At 72.2% G+C, this 16,004-nt stretch carries 10 protein-coding genes; 4 read left to right on the top strand and 6 right to left on the bottom strand.

Translation table 11 applies throughout. The features are described from left to right. Window positions 1–87: 87 nt before the first annotated feature. A complete protein-coding gene (locus tag ACFC8N_RS01455) occupies window positions 88–1,518 on the bottom strand; it encodes an MFS transporter (protein ID WP_362821514.1) in 1,431 nt (476 codons plus the stop codon). A 100-nt stretch (window positions 1,519–1,618) separates the two neighbouring features. On the opposite strand from ACFC8N_RS01455, the gene ACFC8N_RS01450 reads away from it, so the two are divergent. Next, entirely contained in the window at window positions 1,619–2,518 is a 900-nt protein-coding gene (locus tag ACFC8N_RS01450) for a helix-turn-helix transcriptional regulator (protein ID WP_356030936.1), read from the top strand. Here the strand turns inward: ACFC8N_RS01450 and ACFC8N_RS01445 are convergent. Next, window positions 2,515–3,957: an MFS transporter gene (locus tag ACFC8N_RS01445; RefSeq protein ID WP_356030938.1), complete on the bottom strand. Its 1,443-nt coding sequence runs from the start codon at window positions 3,955–3,957 to the stop codon at window positions 2,515–2,517. The two genes, ACFC8N_RS01450 and ACFC8N_RS01445, sit on opposite strands and share 4 nt — an antisense overlap. Before the next feature lie 148 nt (window positions 3,958–4,105). Here ACFC8N_RS01445 and dusB point away from each other — a divergent pair, with 148 nt between their 5' ends. Next, the gene (dusB, locus tag ACFC8N_RS01440; protein ID WP_376286239.1) at window positions 4,106–5,239 is read left to right on the top strand and encodes a tRNA dihydrouridine synthase DusB; all 1,134 of its coding nucleotides are present in this window, start codon (window positions 4,106–4,108) and stop codon (window positions 5,237–5,239) included. Between the two features lie 11 nt (window positions 5,240–5,250). Here the strand turns inward: dusB and ACFC8N_RS01435 are convergent, their stop codons facing one another. The 3 genes from ACFC8N_RS01435 to ACFC8N_RS01425 form a co-directional block, all read right to left on the bottom strand. After that, window positions 5,251–7,062 carry a CDP-alcohol phosphatidyltransferase gene (locus tag ACFC8N_RS01435; RefSeq protein ID WP_376285326.1) on the bottom strand — a complete coding sequence of 604 codons (1,812 nt, stop codon included), beginning with the start codon at window positions 7,060–7,062 and terminating at the stop codon, window positions 5,251–5,253. A gap of 116 nt (window positions 7,063–7,178) precedes the next feature. After that, window positions 7,179–9,119, bottom strand: a complete 1,941-nt coding sequence (locus ACFC8N_RS01430) for a glycogen debranching N-terminal domain-containing protein (RefSeq protein WP_356030939.1) — start codon at window positions 9,117–9,119, stop codon at window positions 7,179–7,181. Then, window positions 9,116–10,606 (bottom strand): hypothetical protein, encoded by a 1,491-nt coding sequence (locus ACFC8N_RS01425; protein WP_356030941.1) that lies wholly within the window; start codon window positions 10,604–10,606, stop codon window positions 9,116–9,118. The genes ACFC8N_RS01430 and ACFC8N_RS01425 overlap by 4 nt, the downstream gene beginning before the upstream one ends. 132 nt (window positions 10,607–10,738) lie before the next feature. On the opposite strand from ACFC8N_RS01425, the gene ACFC8N_RS01420 reads away from it, so the two are divergent. Then, window positions 10,739–11,983 carry an ROK family protein gene (locus tag ACFC8N_RS01420; protein WP_376285322.1) on the top strand — a complete coding sequence of 415 codons (1,245 nt, stop codon included), beginning with the start codon at window positions 10,739–10,741 and terminating at the stop codon, window positions 11,981–11,983. Between the two features lie 453 nt (window positions 11,984–12,436). Continuing rightward, window positions 12,437–15,157, top strand: a complete 2,721-nt coding sequence (ppdK, locus tag ACFC8N_RS01415; protein WP_376285319.1) for a pyruvate, phosphate dikinase — start codon at window positions 12,437–12,439, stop codon at window positions 15,155–15,157. 140 nt (window positions 15,158–15,297) lie between these two features. Here ppdK and ACFC8N_RS01410 read toward each other — a convergent pair whose 3' ends face one another. Further along, window positions 15,298–15,852, bottom strand: a complete 555-nt coding sequence (locus ACFC8N_RS01410) for a DUF4232 domain-containing protein (protein ID WP_376285316.1) — start codon at window positions 15,850–15,852, stop codon at window positions 15,298–15,300. Window positions 15,853–16,004 lie beyond the last annotated feature (152 nt).

Below are 16,004 nucleotides of genomic sequence, written 5' to 3'. Positions count from 1 at the left end.
GTCTCTGCGTGCCCGCAGGGAGTGTGCAGCAGAATCAACATCAACAGGGAGTTGTTCACGGTCAGTTGGGCGAGTCGTGGCCGGGGCTCAGCCGATCTCGCGCGGCAGCCGCAGGCTGAGCAGGCCCGTCAGCACGATCCCGGCCAACTGCGCCAGCAACGCGACGAGCAGTGCCTCCCGCATGCCCACGCGCGGTACGAGGGTGAGGAACAGCGTGCCCAGGGTGGCCACGCCGAGGGCGAGCGCGGACTGCTGGGTGGTGACCATCACGCCGCTGCCGACCCCGGCCCGGGCCGGCGGCACCTCGGACAGCACCAGCCGCATCACATTGGGCAGTTGGAGCGCCTGTCCGACGCCTGCGACGGCCGCGCCCGGCAGCAGCGGGGCGAGGCCGAGGTGCGGCCAGTCCCGCCAGGCGGCCAGCACCAGCAGCAGGATGCCCACGCCCTGGACGACGGCACCGGCGGTGACCACCCGGGTGCCGTACCGGGCGATCAGCCGGGGGCCGGCGAGGGAGGTGAGCAGGAACGTCACGGCCATCGGCGCGAGCGCGAGCCCGGCCGGCACCGGGGAGAGCCGGGCGCCCTGTTGCAGCGCCAGCGCGATCACGAACATGAAGCCGCTGAAGCCGATCGAGAACGGCACGATCAGCAGCAGACCGCGCCGCAGCGAGGCCAGCGCCAGCAGGCTCGGCGGCACCAGCGGGGTCCGCCCCGCCCGGTCGGCCCGCCGCTCCACGGCCCAGAACGCGCCGACGGCGAACGGGAACACGGCCAGCGACAGCCACGTCCACAGCGGCCAGCCCGCCGCCCGGCCCTCGGTCAGCGGCGCGAGCAGCGTCAGCAGGGACACCGCGAGCAGGACGGTGCCGGGGCCGTCGACGGGCTCGGGGTGCGGCGAGCGGGTCTCGGGCACGAACCGTACGGCGAGGAGCAGACCCGCCACGACCACGGGCACGTTGACGAGGAACACGGCCCGCCAGCCGGTCCCGGCGATGTCGGCGGCGACGAGCACTCCGCCGAGTATCTGCCCGGCCACCATGGCCAGTCCGGCCGTCGCGCCGTACAGGCTCATGGCCCGCGCCCGGTGCGCGCCGCGCGTGGTGGCCTGGATGGTGGCGAGCACCTGCGGCAGCATCGCGGCGGCCGCGGCGCCCTGCGCGACCCGCGCCGCGACCAGGCTCCACGCGTCCGGCGCGAGCCCGCAGGCCAGCGAGGTCAGCCCGAACGCGGCCATCCCGCCGAGGAACAGCCGGCGCCGGCCGAACAGGTCCCCGAGCCGCCCGCCGAGCACGAGCAGCACCGCGTACGCGACGCCGTACCCGGCGACGACCAGCTCCAGCACCGCCTCGCTCGCGGCGAGGTCGGTGCGGATGGTCGGCAGGGCGACGTTGACGATGAAGAAGTCGATCAGCGGCAGTGCCGCGGCCAGCAGCACGGTGAACAGCCCGGGCCCGCCGAGTGCGGGCGGCGCGGCCGTCGTACGGACGGCCCGGGTGGAGACGACGGTTTCGCTCATGCCTCGACCCTGTGCCCCCGCTCAGACGGGTACCAGAGTGTGTTCATCCTGGTAGAAGAAATACCTGGCAACAGGATCGGCCCGGCGGCACCCTGGACGCATGACGACCATGGCACAGGACGGCGCGGCGCAGTCCGCCCGGGGCGCGGAGATCCGGCGGCACGAGCTGGCCGCGTTCCTGCGCAGCCGTCGCGAGCGCATCACCCCCGAGCAGGTGGGCCTGCCCCGCGGGGCCCGGCGCCGTACGCCCGGACTGCGCCGGGAGGAGGTCGCGCACCTCTCCGCGGTCGGCGTCACCTGGTACACGTGGCTCGAACAGGCCCGCAACATCCAGGTCTCCGTGCAGGTCCTGGACGCCCTGGCCCGCACCCTGATGCTGGACGCCAGCGAGCGCGCCCATCTGTTCCAGCTGGCCGGTGCCACCGACCCGACGCCCGCCGCGAGCTGCCCGAGCGTCACCCCGGCGCTGCGCGAGATGCTGCGCCGGCTGGAGCCGCTGCCGGCCTGCATCCAGAACAGCCGGTACGACATCCTCGCCTACAACCGCCCCTACGGCCGCCTCCTCGGCGACCTGGACGCGATCCCGCCCGAGGACCGCAACTGCATGCTGCTCGTGTACACCAACAAGGAGTGGCAGGAGGCGGTCGTCCACCTGGAGGAGACCCAGCGGCTGATGGCCGCCCGGCTGCGTGCCTCCCTCGCCGGTCACCTGGGCGAACCGGCCTGGAAGATGCTCCTCAAGCGCCTGGAGGCGGCGTCCCCCGCGTTCTGCGAGCACTGGGAGCGTTACGAGGTGGTCGGCGCCCGCACGAAGACCAAGGAGTACCACAACCCCTACGTCGGCCACCTCCGGCTGGTGCACACGGACCTGTGGCTGGGCCCCGAGGCGGGCGCCCGCATGGTGATGTACACGGCGAAGGACGAGGAGACCCGGGAGCGCCTGGAGAGGCTGTACGAGCTGTCCCGCGAACCGCTGCCGGCCGTCGGCGGGCCGCTCTAGGAGGTGCCCACCGGCTGGCGGATCTCCGGTGCCCGGAGGCTCTCCGCCGTGCGGGTCGCCGTCGCGCGGGCCCAGCGGCCGCTGGTGAGGAGGCCGAGGACCAGGACGGCCAGTCCGCACCCCGTGAGGATCCACCAGCCGGGGCGGGCCGCCGCGACGAAGGCATGGTGGTACGAGGCCGAGCCGATGCCGGAGGCCAGGACGGCGCCGATCACCGCGACGCCGAGGGTCTGGCCCAGCTGCCTGCTGGTGGAGGCGACGGCGGCGGCGACCCCGGCCTGGGCGCGCGGCATGCCCGACACGGCGGTGTTGGTGATCGGCGCGTTCACGAAGCCGAAGCCGATGCCGAACAGGACGTAGCAGAGCAGGCGGCCGGCGTTCGAGGTCTGCGCGTCGAAGGCCGCGAACAGGACGCCGCTCGCCGTCATCGCCGTACCGGCGATCAGGAGCGGGAGGCGGGGGCCGCGGGTGCCGACCAGGCGGCCGGACAGGGGCGCGCACAGGAAGGTGGGCGCCGCCATCGGGAGCATCCACAGGCCCGCGTGCAGGGCGTCCAGGCCGCGGACGTTCTGGAGGTACAGCGTCGAAAGGAACAGGAAGCCGCCGAGCGCCGCGAAGGCGGCGACCGCGATCACGGTGGCCCCGCTGAACGGCGCCGAGCGGAAGAAGCGCAGATCGATGAGGGGTTCGTCGCGGCGGGGCTCGTACCACAGCAGCGCCAGGAGGGCCACGACGGCGACGGCCACGAAGGGGGCGACGACGGACGCGGTGGAGTCCGGCGCCTCGATGATCGCGTACGTCAGCGAGCCGAACAGGGCGATGACCAGGAGCTGGCCGACCGGGTCGGGACGGCGGGCCCTGGGTGCGCGGGACTCGGGGACGAAGCGGAGCGTGAGCAGGAGGGCGACGAGGCCGACCGGGAGGTTGATCCAGAAGATCGAGCGCCAGCTCACCGACTGCACCAGCAGCCCGCCGACCAGCGGGCCGGCCGCCATGGATATGCCGACCACCGCGCCCCACACGCCGATCGCGCGGGCGCGCTCACGGGCGTCGGTGAAGGTGTTGGTGATGATCGACATGGCGACCGGGTTGAGCATCGAGCCGCCGACGGCCTGCACCATGCGGAACACGATCAGCAGGGAGAGGTTGGGCGCGAGCGAGCAGAGCACGGAGCCGACGGTGAAGACCAGCAGGCCGGTCATGAAGACCTTCTTGCGGCCGATCCGGTCGGCCGTCGAGCCCGCGAGCATCAGCAGCGAGGCGAGCACCAGGGTGTAGGCGTCGATCGTCCACTGGAGGCCGGAGGTCGAGGCGTGCAGTTCGCGCTGCATGGAGGGCAGCGCCACGTTCAGGACGGTGTTGTCGAGACTCACGATGAGCAGGCTCATGCAGCAGATCGCGAGCACGAGCAGACGGCGGCGAGGGCTCAGCTCGGGCATGCGTTCCATCGTACGCCGATTTCGATAGTGCGTCTAACTAATGACTGCTGCATGATCCGGAGCGGCCGGCCGGGCTGCCGGGGGAGTGAGGGACAATGGGTTCTTGCCCTCTGCCGTCACCGCCGTACGCCTGTTCCGGAGTCGTCTGATGTCCCACTCGCTCTCCATCGGCCCGCACGCCGTGCTGCCGCCGGTCGTGCTCGCACCCATGGCGGGCATCACGAACGCGCCCTTCCGCACGCTGTGCAGGGAGTTCAGCGGCGGCAAGGGGCTGTTCGTCAGCGAGATGATCACGACCCGGGCGCTGGTCGAGCGCAACGAGAAGACCATGCAGCTGATCAGGTTCGACGCGAGCGAGCAGCCGCGCTCGATCCAGCTGTACGGCGTCGACCCGGCCACCGTCGGCAAGGCCGTCCGCATGATCGCGGAGGAGGACCTGGCCGACCACATCGACCTGAACTTCGGCTGCCCGGTCCCCAAGGTCACCAGGAAGGGCGGCGGCTCGGCGCTGCCGTACAAGCGGAACCTGCTGCGGGCGATCCTGAAGGAGGCCGTGAGCGGGGCCGGTGACCTGCCCGTCACGATGAAGATGCGCAAGGGCATCGACGACGACCACCTCACCTTCCTCGACGCCGGCCGCATCGCCGTCGAGGAGGGCGTGACGGCCATCGCGCTGCACGGCCGCACCGCCGCCCAGCACTACGGCGGCACGGCGGACTGGGAGGCCATCGCCCGCCTCAAGGAGCACGTCCCGGAGATCCCCGTCCTCGGCAACGGCGACATCTGGTCGGCCGAGGACGCGCTGCGGATGGTGCGCGAGACCGGGTGCGACGGCGTCGTGGTCGGGCGAGGGTGCCTCGGGCGGCCGTGGCTGTTCGCGGACCTGGTGGCGGCCTTCGAGGGACGCCTGGACGATCTGGCCCGCCCGGTGCTCCGGGAGGTGGCCGACGTCATGGTCCGGCACGCGACGCTGCTGGGCGAGTGGCTCGGTGACGAGTCCAAGGGCGTGGTCGACTTCCGCAAGCACGTCGCCTGGTACCTGAAGGGCTTCGCGGTCGGCTCGGAGATGCGTAAGCGGCTCGCGATCACCTCGTCGCTCGCCGAACTACGGGCCGGACTGGACGAGTTGGACCTCGACCAGCCCTGGCCGGCCGGCGCGGACGGGCCCCGCGGCCGTACGTCCGGCAACAACCGGGTGGTGCTGCCGGACGGCTGGCTGAAGGACCCGTACGACTGCGCGGGGATCAGCGAGGACGCCGAACTCGACACCTCCGGCGGCTGACGGCCCCTCGGTCAGTTCGTCTTCGGGTGCGGAGTCGAGCCGAACGCCGTCAGGAAGCGGTCGCGGAAGGCGCTCATCTTCCACACCGGGGCGTTGTGCGCGGGGCGCAGGCCGTCGGTCCAGTTCCAGCTCGTGATCCTGTCGAGGAGCTTCGGGTCCTTGGCGACGATCGAGACCGGCACGTCACGGCTGGCGTGGTTGCCGCTGGCGTGGGCGTTCGGCTGGTGGTCGCCGAGGAAGACCAGCACGGTGTCCTTCGTGCCGTACCGTTCCAGCCACTCGGTCAGCGCCGTCACCGTGTACTGGACGGACTTGCCGTACTCCTGCTTGGTGTGCGTGTCGTCGGTGAGGGTGTAGGTGGACGGGTGGCCCGCCTTCTCGATGGAGTCGAAGACCGAGCCGTCGCCCAGCTGGTTCCAGGGGACCATCTTGGGGATCGGCGCCCAGGGGGTGTGGCTGGAGGTGAGGATGAGCAGCGACATCCGTGACTTGCCGGCGGCCGGCTTCTTGCTGTGCACCCGGTCCTGGAACTGCTGGAGCGTGTACTGGTCCGGCATGGTCGACCAGCTGAACTTCGGTCCCTGGTAGCCGAGCTGGAAGGCGTTGTAGACCTTGTCCAGGCCGTACCACTTCTGTTCCGGCCAGCCCTTCTGCACGCCCGGCATGACGCCGACCGTGTCGAAGTCGCCGGTCTTCTTGAACGCGTCGGTCAGGCTCATGTGGTCGCTCGCCATGACCGTGCGGTAGCGCTGCTGGTTGCTGATCCACAGGCCCGACATGGTCGTGGAGTGGCCGAGCCAGCTGCTGCCGCCGTACGTCGCCGAGGTCAGCCAGCCGCTCTTGGCGTGGAAGCCCGCCTGGGCCAGCGCCTTGGTGCGGGCGTCGAGGGTCGCGTCGACGCCGGGGGCCATGATCGGGTCCTCGACGGCGCTGCGGCCGTAGCTCTCGATGAACGTGAAGATCATGTCCTTGCCGCGCAGGTCCGGGACCAGCTGGCTGCCCGGGGTGTTCCCGAAGGCGTCGACCTTCGCCACCTTGCGGAACGCCGCCTCGTCCCTGATCGCGTTCGAGATCCGGTGGGCCTGGTCCTTCAGCGCGGTGGCGGTGGTGTCGGTGGCGAGCGGCATGCCGGACATCTGCAGGCCGAGCGAGGAACTGGTGATCCAGACGACTCCGGCGACCAGCGTGCCCCGGGTCGCGAGGCCGGGGTGCCGGGCGAGCAGATTGCTCAGCCGCACCATGGACAGCGCCAGCAGCACGAAGACCAGCAGCACGAGGAGGATCACGGCGGCCACGGCGGCCACCGCGGCGGTGTGCCCGAAGGAGTCCACCAGGTACGACTCCGCGTCGCCGAACAGGCTCCAGTCGAGCACGGCGTTGAAGCCCCGGCCGAGGTACTGGTTGAACCCCATGTCCAGCACGTTCAGCACGGTCATCGCGCCCAGCGCCACCCCGGACACGACGGCCAGCGCCACCCGCGGCCGGCGCGGCAGCGCGATCATCACCGCCGCCCCGATCACGGCCTCCGCCGGTATCCGCACGAACGTCGAGGTGTGCACCCGGTCCACGGAGTTGGGCATCCCCAGGGCGACGACGACGAGCACCGCGGCCAGCACGGTGACCGTGCCGGACAGCGCCCGCGCGGCGCCCGGATGCGCCGCCCGCCACCGCCGCGTCCGCGCCCGCACCGCGGCCCAGGGCCGGGGCAGGGCCCTGAGCCTGAGCGTGAGGGGGCGGTGGGGAGAGCGCGCGGGAGTTCCGTCGGGGATGGTGTCCGGCGCCTCGGTCTCCCCGTCCGTACCGGTTTCCTGGCGCGTGCTCATGTCCTGGGACAACCCGAAGGTCCTTCCGTGCGAGACCTGTACCGCAGTCTCGTACGGCCCCTCACGGGCCCCTGTTCAGGCCACAGGGCAAACACCGGGCAAATCCAACGCCCTGGCTAGACCCCGCCCACCGCCGTCAGCAGCGCGAGCGGCGCCGCGGCCGAACGCGACTCCCGCACACACGCGTGCGGGTACGGCACCGGCTCCGGATGCGTGTCCCGCCCGTACCCGGCCAGGACCTCCGGCAGCCGGTGTCCGGCGGTGCTCGCCGCGTCGACCAGCGCGTGCGCCACCGTCCGGGCCTCGTCGTGCAGCCCGTACCGCGCCAGCCCCAGCGTGATCAGCGCGTTGTCGTGCGGCCACACGGAGCCCCGGTGGTACGACAGCGGGTGGTACGCGGCCTGGCCCGCGGCCACCGTGCGCACGCCCCACCCGGAGAAGAAGTCCGGCTCCAGCAGCCGGCGGCCGACCGCCTCGCCGTACTCCTTGTCCAGCAGCCCCGACCACAGCAGATGCCCGGCGTCGGAGGCCAGCGCGTCGACGCGGCGGCCCCGCCCGTCGAGCGCGAGCGCGGGGAAGGAGTGCTCCGGCATCCAGAAGTCCCGCTGGAAACGGTCCCGCAGATCGGCCGCCGCCTGTTCCAGCAGCGCCGCGTACGTCTCGTCGCCCCACACCGTCCGCGCCACCCACGCCGTGCGGCGCAGCGCGTCGTACGCGTACCCCTGCGCGCCCGCCGCCATCACCGCGCCGGTGGGCCGGGTGCCGTCGGCACAGCAGATCGCGCCGGGGGAGTCCTTCCAGTTCTGGTTGGCGAGGCCGCCCTCGTCGGCGCGGTAGACGAGATAGCCGCGCGAGGTCAGCCCGCCGTGGTCCAGCATCCAGCCGACGGCGGCGCGGGCATGCCGCTCCAGGCCGCGGGCCAGGTCCGTGTCCCCGGTCTGCTCGACGTACGCGCCGAGCAGGACCAGGAACAGCGGGGTCGCGTCGACGGAGCCGTAGTAGCGCCCGAACGGCACCTGCCCGAAGTGCGCCAGCTCGCCGTGCCGCACCTCGTGCACGATCTTGCCGGGCTGGGCGACGCGCGACGGGCCGGCGGAGCCGGTCGCCTGGGTCGTGGCCAGGGCGAGCAGCGTGGCTGCGGCCGGCCGGGGCCGGTACGGCAGCGCGAACAGGGAGGTGAGCAGGGCGTCCCGGCCGATCAGCGTGAGGTACCAGGGGGCCCCGCCGGCCGGGACGCGCAGCTCCTCGCCGCCCGGTCCGCCGGCCGGCACCTGGAGCGCGGCCAGATCGGCGAGGCCGCGCGCGCACGCCTCCGCCAGCTCCGGCCAGCCGGTCGGGAAAGCCACGCCCTCCATGAACTCCGCTTCGCGCGCCTGGAGTTGCTCGTGCACGGCGGCGGGGTCGCGCGGCACCCGGACGGCCCGCTTCTCGCCGTGCGGGCGGGCGATCACGCGCAGCATCAGCTCGCTCGTGCCGTGCGCGGGCAGGTCCAGGGTCCACACCAGGCGGCGGGCGCCGGTGCCGGTCTCCTCCACGGCGTCGGGGGCCGGGTCGGCCGTGATCGCCGTGCGGGACGTCCATTCGGCGCGCCGGTAGGTGAACTCGATGCCGTCGCCCGTCACTTCGCGGGAGCGTACGGCGCCGGGCTTGACGTAGGTGCGGTGGTCGGAGCGGAGTTCGAACTGGTCGGTGAAGTCGGCGTCGACGGTGAGGGCGAGCCGGACCGTGGTCGGCACCGGGCGGTTGCTGGTGACCCGCAGCGACTCCACGAACGCGCTGTCGCCGACGGCCTGGTGACGGAAGACGGTGTGCGCCGGGGGTTCCCGGCGGCCGCCGCGCGGGACCAGGACGCAGCGGGCCGCGTCCCCCTCGGTGACCGGGGTGAGCACCTCGGGCACGGCGCCGTCGACGGTGAGCTGCCAGCGGCTGAGGTGCCGGGCGTCCCGTACGAACAACCCGTCCGGGGCGCCGCTGCCCCGCACTCCGCTGATGTCGCCCCGGTCGCCCACGGCGGCGAACGTCGCCCCGTGCACGAGCAGATGATGCCGGTCCGTCATCGCCGGTCTCCTCCTTCGTCACTCGTGTCGAACGTGCCGGTGACCGCGCTGGACACGCCCTCGCGGGCGCCCTTGACAAGCTCTTGGTACGGCTGGGGGCGGGGCTGGCCCTGCACGTCGTGATACAGGTCCAGGGCGAGTGCGGCGGTCCAGCCGAAGCCGGTCGCGCCGCAGGCCTCGCCGGTGCGCGGATCGACGTACTCCGCGAAGCCGGTGGCGTCGGCGAGGTGCAGCACGGCCGCCCGCAGGGTGTCGGCCAGTCGCGGCTCCCCGTGCGCGCGCAGGCCCCGCTCCAGCAGCCAGCCGGTGTTGAACCAGGCGGGCCCGCGCCAGTACCGGTGCGGGTCGAAGGCCTCGCCGAGGAGGTCGTAGCTCGGCACGAGCCGGGTGCGGTCGCCGGGCCCGTCCCCGCATCCGAAGTGCGGACCGCGCAGGGTGCGGACGAGCGTGGCGGCGATCTCGGGCGGCAGGCCGGGGAGCATGAGCGGGATCAGCCCGGAGACGCTGCGCTCGCGGACGAGTCCCTGCCCGCCCATGAGGTCCCGGCACAGGAACATGCCGGCCGCCGGGTCCCACAGCCGCTCCACCAGCGCCGCCGTCAGCCGTTCGGCCCGCGCGCGGCGGGCGGTGCCGGCCGCGCCCAGCTCCTCGGCGATCCGGGCGAGCGCGTGCTCGGAGGCGATGAGCAGGGCGTTGAACGCGGGGTCCTCGACGGCGAACTCGCCCTCCCCGTCGGCATATCGGCCGTCCCGGTAGTCCGCGGCCAGCCGCACGTACCGCCCGTAGTCCAGATCCGTCGGCCGGTCCTCGGCCGCCCCGTGGTCGAGGTCGGCCCGGCGGAAGGTGCGGGCCGGGGCCGGGGTGATCCGGGCCAGCGGGGCGTCCCAGCAGGGGCTGTTGTCCATGCCCTGCTCCCAGGGGTGGACCACCGACACGAGCCCTGCGCCGCCCCGGTCGCGCCGGTGCGTCAGATAGCGGTGCCAGGCGGCCAGGCGCGGGTACACCCGGGCCAGGAAGCCGCGGGAGCGCGAGAGCACCGGGTCGGCGCGGTGGACCAGCCAGGCCGCGAGCGCGTGGACCGGTGGCTGCACGATCCCGGAGGTCTGTACGGTGCGCGGGGCGCCCGCGGTGCGCCCGGCGGTGGCGGAGCGCCAGAAGTCGGGGCTCGGGAAGTAGGCGTCGAGCGGGACGGAGGGGTTGAAGACGATGTGCGGCACGCGCCCGTCGCCCCACTGGGCGGCCAGCAGCGTCTCCAGCTCGGTCTGGGCCCGCAGCGGCGAGACGTGCCGCAGGCCGATGGCGATGAACGCCGAGTCCCAGGACCACTGGTGCGGATACAGGCTCCGGGACGGGACCGTCGCGTTCCCGGTCCAGTTCGCCGCCAGTACCCGGGCCGCCCTGACGTGCAGACTGTCGCCGGAGGCCGGGGGATCGTATGCGATCGGGTGCTCCGTGGCGCGGGTGGTGAGCTGGGCAGTGCGATCCACTCGGGGCTCCCCGAAGACGAAGAACGCCCGGCCGGGTCGGCCGGGTTCGGTTGTGGCTACCGTAGGGTTACGTCTACTTAACACGCAAAACCCACTATGTAATGCAGGGTTGAGGAACACAAGGGGGTGCGCATGACCGGACGTCCGGGAAGAGCCGTCAGGACGAACGGCGGCCAGGCCGGCGCCGGCGACCTGCTCGAACTGGTGCGCAGCGGACGGGCGGTGACGCGGGGCGCGCTCCAGCAGGTCACCGGGCTGTCCCGGGCCACGGTCGGCCAGCGCCTGGACCGGCTGTTCCGGGCGGGCTGGCTGCGCGAGGGGGCCGGCGGCCCGGTCGGCTCGCCGCTCGGCGGGCGCCCTTCCATCACGCTGGAGTTCGACGGCTCCCACGCCGTCGTCCTCGCCGCCGACCTCGACACCCGGCACGCCCGCGCGGCCGTGCTGTCCCTGACCGGCGAACTGCTCGCCGAGCACGCGGGCACGCTGGTGGTGGAGGACGGGCCGGAAGCCGTGCTCGGTGAACTCGGCCGCTGGTTCGGCGCGTTGCTGGAGAAGGCGGGGCACACGGCGACGGAGGTCGCCGGCATCGGGCTGGCGGTACCCGGTCCGGTGGACAGCGAGACCGGCCGGGTGGTGCAGCCGCCGATGATGCCGGGCTGGGACGGCTACGACATACGGGGCCGTCTCTCGCGCGCCTTCGCGGAGCACACCGGTCACCGCGGCCGCGCCGGCGCCCCGGCCGCCGTCCCGGTCCTGGTCGACAACGACGCCAACCTCATGGCGTACGGCGAGCAGCGCGCCGGACACGCCGACTGCGGGGCGTTCGTCCTGGTCAAGGTGTCCACCGGGATCGGCGCCGGGGTCGTGGTCGACGGCTCGATCTACCGGGGCATCGACGGCGGCGCCGGGGACATCGGGCACATCCGGGTCGGCGCGGACGCGTTGTGCCGGTGCGGTTCCCACGGCTGTCTCGCCGCCGTCGCGAGCGGGGGTGCCGTGGCGGGGCGGCTGGCGGAGTCCGGCGTCCCGGCCGCGTCCGGCTCGGACGTACGGGACCTGCTGGCCGCCGGGCACCCGGAGGCGGCGGCGCTGGCCCGGGAGGCCGGGCGCCTGGTCGGTGACGTGCTGGCGACGGTGGTGACCCTGCTCAACCCCGGGGTGCTGATGATCGCGGGCGACCTGGCGGGCACGCCCTTCCTCACCGGCGTGCGCGAGCTGCTCTACCAGCGGGCGCTGCCCCGCTCCACGGCCCACCTGGACGTCGTCACCTCGGCGCTCGGCGACCGGGCCGCGCTCATCGGAGCGGGGGCACTGGTCGTGGAACACCTCTACGCGCCGGAGCGGGTGGAGGAGCGGCTGCTGGCGCTGGGGGTGTGAGGCCCGCTGCCGGCGGGTGCGTGACGAGGGGTTTCGAGGGGTTTCCGGGCGCGTTTCGGGTCTCGGACGACGGTCCGCATGGTGAAATCCCGGCCGCTGTGGCAGCGTGATTCTCGCCACCCTTGATAAGGGTTGCGCTCAGATGAGCGAATCATGGGCGACTGCACTTCTCCAAGGGGTGGCACTCGGTGCCACCCCTTGATCGTTCATCGATCGAAATCAGACGTGCGGGATCCCTGCTCATCTGAGCGATAGACCCGGTGTTGAGGGGTACTTGCCTTCAAGAAGTGAACACATCGGGCCGTGCCGGCTTGCCAAGCTTTGACTTTCGATCCGGTGGCGGACGGGTGGTTACAGGCGCATGACGCGCAAGTAGACGTACCCAGGAACCTTCGATCTGGGTATGTTCCTCGCCGTCAGGGCAGCCACCGTGGCCTCAAGGAGTCGAGACCCGTGTCGGAAAACAAAGAACCCCACGTAGCGAAGTTCGTTTACGACTTCACCGAGGGCAACAAGGACCTCAAGGACCTCCTCGGCGGCAAGGGCGCCAACCTCGCCGAGATGACCAACCTCGGTCTGCCGGTCCCTCCCGGCTTCACCATCACCACGGAGGCCTGCAAGGTCTACCTGGAGAGCGGCGAGGAGCCCGCGGCACTGCGTGACGAGGTGAGTGCGCACCTCGACGCCCTTGAGCGGAACATGGGCAAGAAGCTCGGCCAGCCGGACAACCCGCTGCTGGTCTCCGTCCGCTCGGGCGCCAAGTTCTCCATGCCTGGCATGATGGACACGGTCCTGAACATCGGCCTGTCCGACAAGTCGGTGCAGGGCCTGGCCAAGCAGGCCGGCGACGACCGCTTCGCCTGGGACTCCTACCGCCGCCTGATCCAGATGTTCGGCAAGACCGTCCTCGGCGTCGACGGTGAGCTCTTCGAGGAGGCCCTCGACAAGGCCAAGGAGGCCAAGAAGGTCACGGTCGACACCGACCTGGAGGCCGCCGACCTGAAGAAGCTGGTCACCACCTTCAAGAAGATCGTCAAGAAGGAGGCCGGCCGGGACTTCCCGCAGGACCCGCGCGAACAGATGGACCTCGCCATCGAGGCGGTCTTCAACTCGTGGAACACCGACCGCGCCAAGCTCTACCGCCGCCAGGAGCGCATCCCCGGCGACCTCGGCACGGCCGTCAACATCTGCTCGATGGTCTTCGGCAACCTCGGCCCCGACTCCGGCACCGGCGTCGCCTTCACGCGTGACCCCGCCTCCGGCCACCAGGGCGTCTACGGCGACTACCTCCAGAACGCCCAGGGCGAGGACGTCGTCGCGGGCATCCGCAACACGGTCCCGCTCGCGGAGCTGGAGTCGATCGACAAGAAGTCGTACGACCAGCTCATGCAGATCATGGAGACCCTGGAGAACCACTACAAGGACCTCTGCGACATCGAGTTCACCATCGAGCGCGGTCAGCTGTGGATGCTCCAGACCCGGGTCGGCAAGCGCACGGCGGGCGCGGCCTTCCGCATCGCGACGCAGCTGGTGGACCAGGGCCTGATCGACGAGACCGAGGCGCTCCAGCGCGTCACCGGCGCCCAGCTGGCCCAGCTGATGTTCCCGCGCTTCGACGAGCAGGCGAAGGTCGCCCAGGTCGCGCGCGGCATCGCCGCCTCGCCCGGTGCGGCGGTCGGCAAGGCCGTCTTCGACTCGTACACCGCCGTGAAGTGGTCGCGCTCGGGCGAGAAGGTCATCCTGGTCCGCCGGGAGACCAACCCCGACGACCTCGACGGCATGATCGCGGCCGAGGGCATCCTCACCTCCCGCGGCGGCAAGACCTCGCACGCGGCCGTGGTCGCCCGCGGCATGGGCAAGACCTGTGTCTGCGGTGCCGAGGAGCTGGAGGTCGACACCAAGCGCCGCCGGATGAAGGTGCCGGGCGGGCAGGTCGTGGAGGAGGGCGACCTCATCTCCATCGACGGTTCGAGCGGCAAGGTGTACCTCGGCGAGGTCCCGGTCGTCCCGTCCCCGGTCGTGGAGTACTTCGAGGGCCGCATGCACGCGGGTGCCCACGACGCCGACGAGCTGGTCGAGGCCGTGCACCGCATCATGGCCTTCGCCGACCGCAAGCGCCGGCTGCGGGTGCGCGCCAACGCGGACAACGCCGAGGACGCGCTGCGCGCCCGCCGCTTCGGCGCCCAGGGCATCGGCCTGTGCCGCACGGAGCACATGTTCCTCGGCGACCGCCGTGAGCTGGTCGAGCGTCTGATCCTGGCCGACACGGAGGCCGAGCGCGAGGAGAGCCTGAAGGCCCTTCTCCCGCTGCAGAAGCAGGACTTCGTCGAGCTGTTCTCGGCGATGGACGGCCTGCCGGTGACGGTCCGCCTCCTGGACCCGCCGCTGCACGAGTTCCTCCCGGACATCACCGAGCTCTCGGTCCGGGTGGCCCTGGCCGAGTCCCGCCAGGAGCCCCACGAGAACGAACTGCGCCTGCTCCAGGCCGTCCACCGCCTGCACGAGCAGAACCCGATGCTGGGCCTGCGCGGCGTACGCCTCGGCCTGGTCATCCCCGGCCTGTTCACGATGCAGGTCCGCGCGATCGCGGAAGCGGCGGCCGAGCGCAAGAACGCCAAGGGCGACCCGCGCGCCGAGATCATGATCCCGCTGGTCGGCACGGTCCAGGAGCTGGAGATCGTCCGCGAGGAGGCCGACCAGGTCATCGCCGAGGTCGAGGCGGCGACGGGCACCGAGCTGAAGCTCGCGATCGGCACCATGATCGAGCTGCCGCGCGCCGCGCTCACCGCCGGCCAGATCGCGGAGGCGGCCGAGTTCTTCTCCTTCGGCACGAACGACCTGACGCAGACGGTGTGGGGCTTCTCCCGCGACGACGTCGAGGCCTCGTTCTTCACGGCCTACCTGGAGAAGGGCATCTTCGGCGTCTCCCCGTTCGAGACGATCGACAAGGACGGCGTGGGCTCCCTGGTGAAGCTGGCGGCCGAAGCGGGCCGGCGCACCCGCCCGGACCTCAAGCTCGGCGTCTGCGGCGAGCACGGCGGCGACCCGGAGTCGGTCCACTTCTTCCACGAGGTCGGCCTGGACTACGTCTCCTGCTCCCCGTTCCGCATCCCGGTCGCCCGCCTGGAGGCGGGCCGCGCGGCGACGCAGTCGGCGGGCAGCGACCACCGCTGACCCCTCCGGGGCCGTATGAACCCCGGAGCCGCCGTCGGTCCCCGACCCTCACCGATCGGCGGCGGCCCCGGCGCACGAGAAGGAGAGGCGACACCCTGTGCGGGGGTGTCGCCTCTCCGGCGTTTTCGGGTGCCGTCCCTCTAGAACACCCCCTCCGTGTTCACCGGACCCACCTCGAAGAGCCCCGAGCACGTCGTCCACGACGCCGGTATCAGGACCGGGGTGCGGGACGCCGGGGGAAAGACGCGCAGGTAGGAGCCGGTGCGCAGGCAGGGGCCGCCCACCGGGCCGTTCGTGGTGCGCAGCACCGCCGAGGCCGAGTGGCCCGGGGCGAGGGCGACCGTGCGGTAGGAGGTGCCGCTGCGGGCGGCCGCCGGGCCGAGCTGGTGGTGAGCGGTGTCGAGGACGCTGACGCCCGGGTATCCGCGCAGGGCACAGCTGCCCGTACTCGTGTTGGTGAACCGCACCGGCCAGTACAGCGACCCGGCGGCCCCCTCCTTGCGGCCCATGGAGAGGTGCAGGTCGCTCGCCGTGCAGGTGCGCAGGGCCTTGGCGGCCGACGGTGCCGCCGCCGGCGCGCTCCAGGCCGCTCCCGCCGCCGTCAGGCCCACGACGGCCGCGGTGAGGACGGCCGCCGCGCCGCGCCTCGGCGACGTCCGGAAGAGCTTCAGAGGGTTCGGACAGTGAACTGACATATCCGCCTCCATCGGGCGAACGGGTGGATGAAGGTCACTGTGTTGGATGCGTCGCGGCCCGGAAAAGTTGTGCCTCGGGCCGGGCGATTTCGGCGGCCGCCGAACTGGGTGATTCCGGTGGGATCCGGGCTGGGTGACGGCGGCGGGAATCG

The sequence above is a fragment of the Streptomyces sp. NPDC055966 genome (assembly GCF_042269865.1).
In the GTDB taxonomy this organism is placed as follows: Bacteria; Actinomycetota; Actinomycetes; order Streptomycetales; family Streptomycetaceae; genus Streptomyces.
Note: the sequence above shows the minus strand (reverse complement) of the source record. Positions and strands in the feature narration are given on the sequence as shown.

Coding starts and splice junctions, on each gene's coding strand:
- ACFC8N_RS01455 (WP_362821514.1), bottom strand. CDS start 1,518: ATGAGCGAAACCGTCGTCTCCACCCGGGCCGTCCGTACGACGGCCGCG.
- ACFC8N_RS01450 (WP_356030936.1), top strand. CDS start 1,619: ATGACGACCATGGCACAGGACGGCGCGGCGCAGTCCGCCCGGGGCGCG.
- ACFC8N_RS01445 (WP_356030938.1), bottom strand. CDS start 3,957: ATGCCCGAGCTGAGCCCTCGCCGCCGTCTGCTCGTGCTCGCGATCTGC.
- dusB (WP_376286239.1), top strand. CDS start 4,106: ATGTCCCACTCGCTCTCCATCGGCCCGCACGCCGTGCTGCCGCCGGTC.
- ACFC8N_RS01435 (WP_376285326.1), bottom strand. CDS start 7,062: ATGAGCACGCGCCAGGAAACCGGTACGGACGGGGAGACCGAGGCGCCG.
- ACFC8N_RS01430 (WP_356030939.1), bottom strand. CDS start 9,119: ATGACGGACCGGCATCATCTGCTCGTGCACGGGGCGACGTTCGCCGCC.
- ACFC8N_RS01420 (WP_376285322.1), top strand. CDS start 10,739: ATGACCGGACGTCCGGGAAGAGCCGTCAGGACGAACGGCGGCCAGGCC.
- ACFC8N_RS01410 (WP_376285316.1), bottom strand. CDS start 15,852: ATGTCAGTTCACTGTCCGAACCCTCTGAAGCTCTTCCGGACGTCGCCG.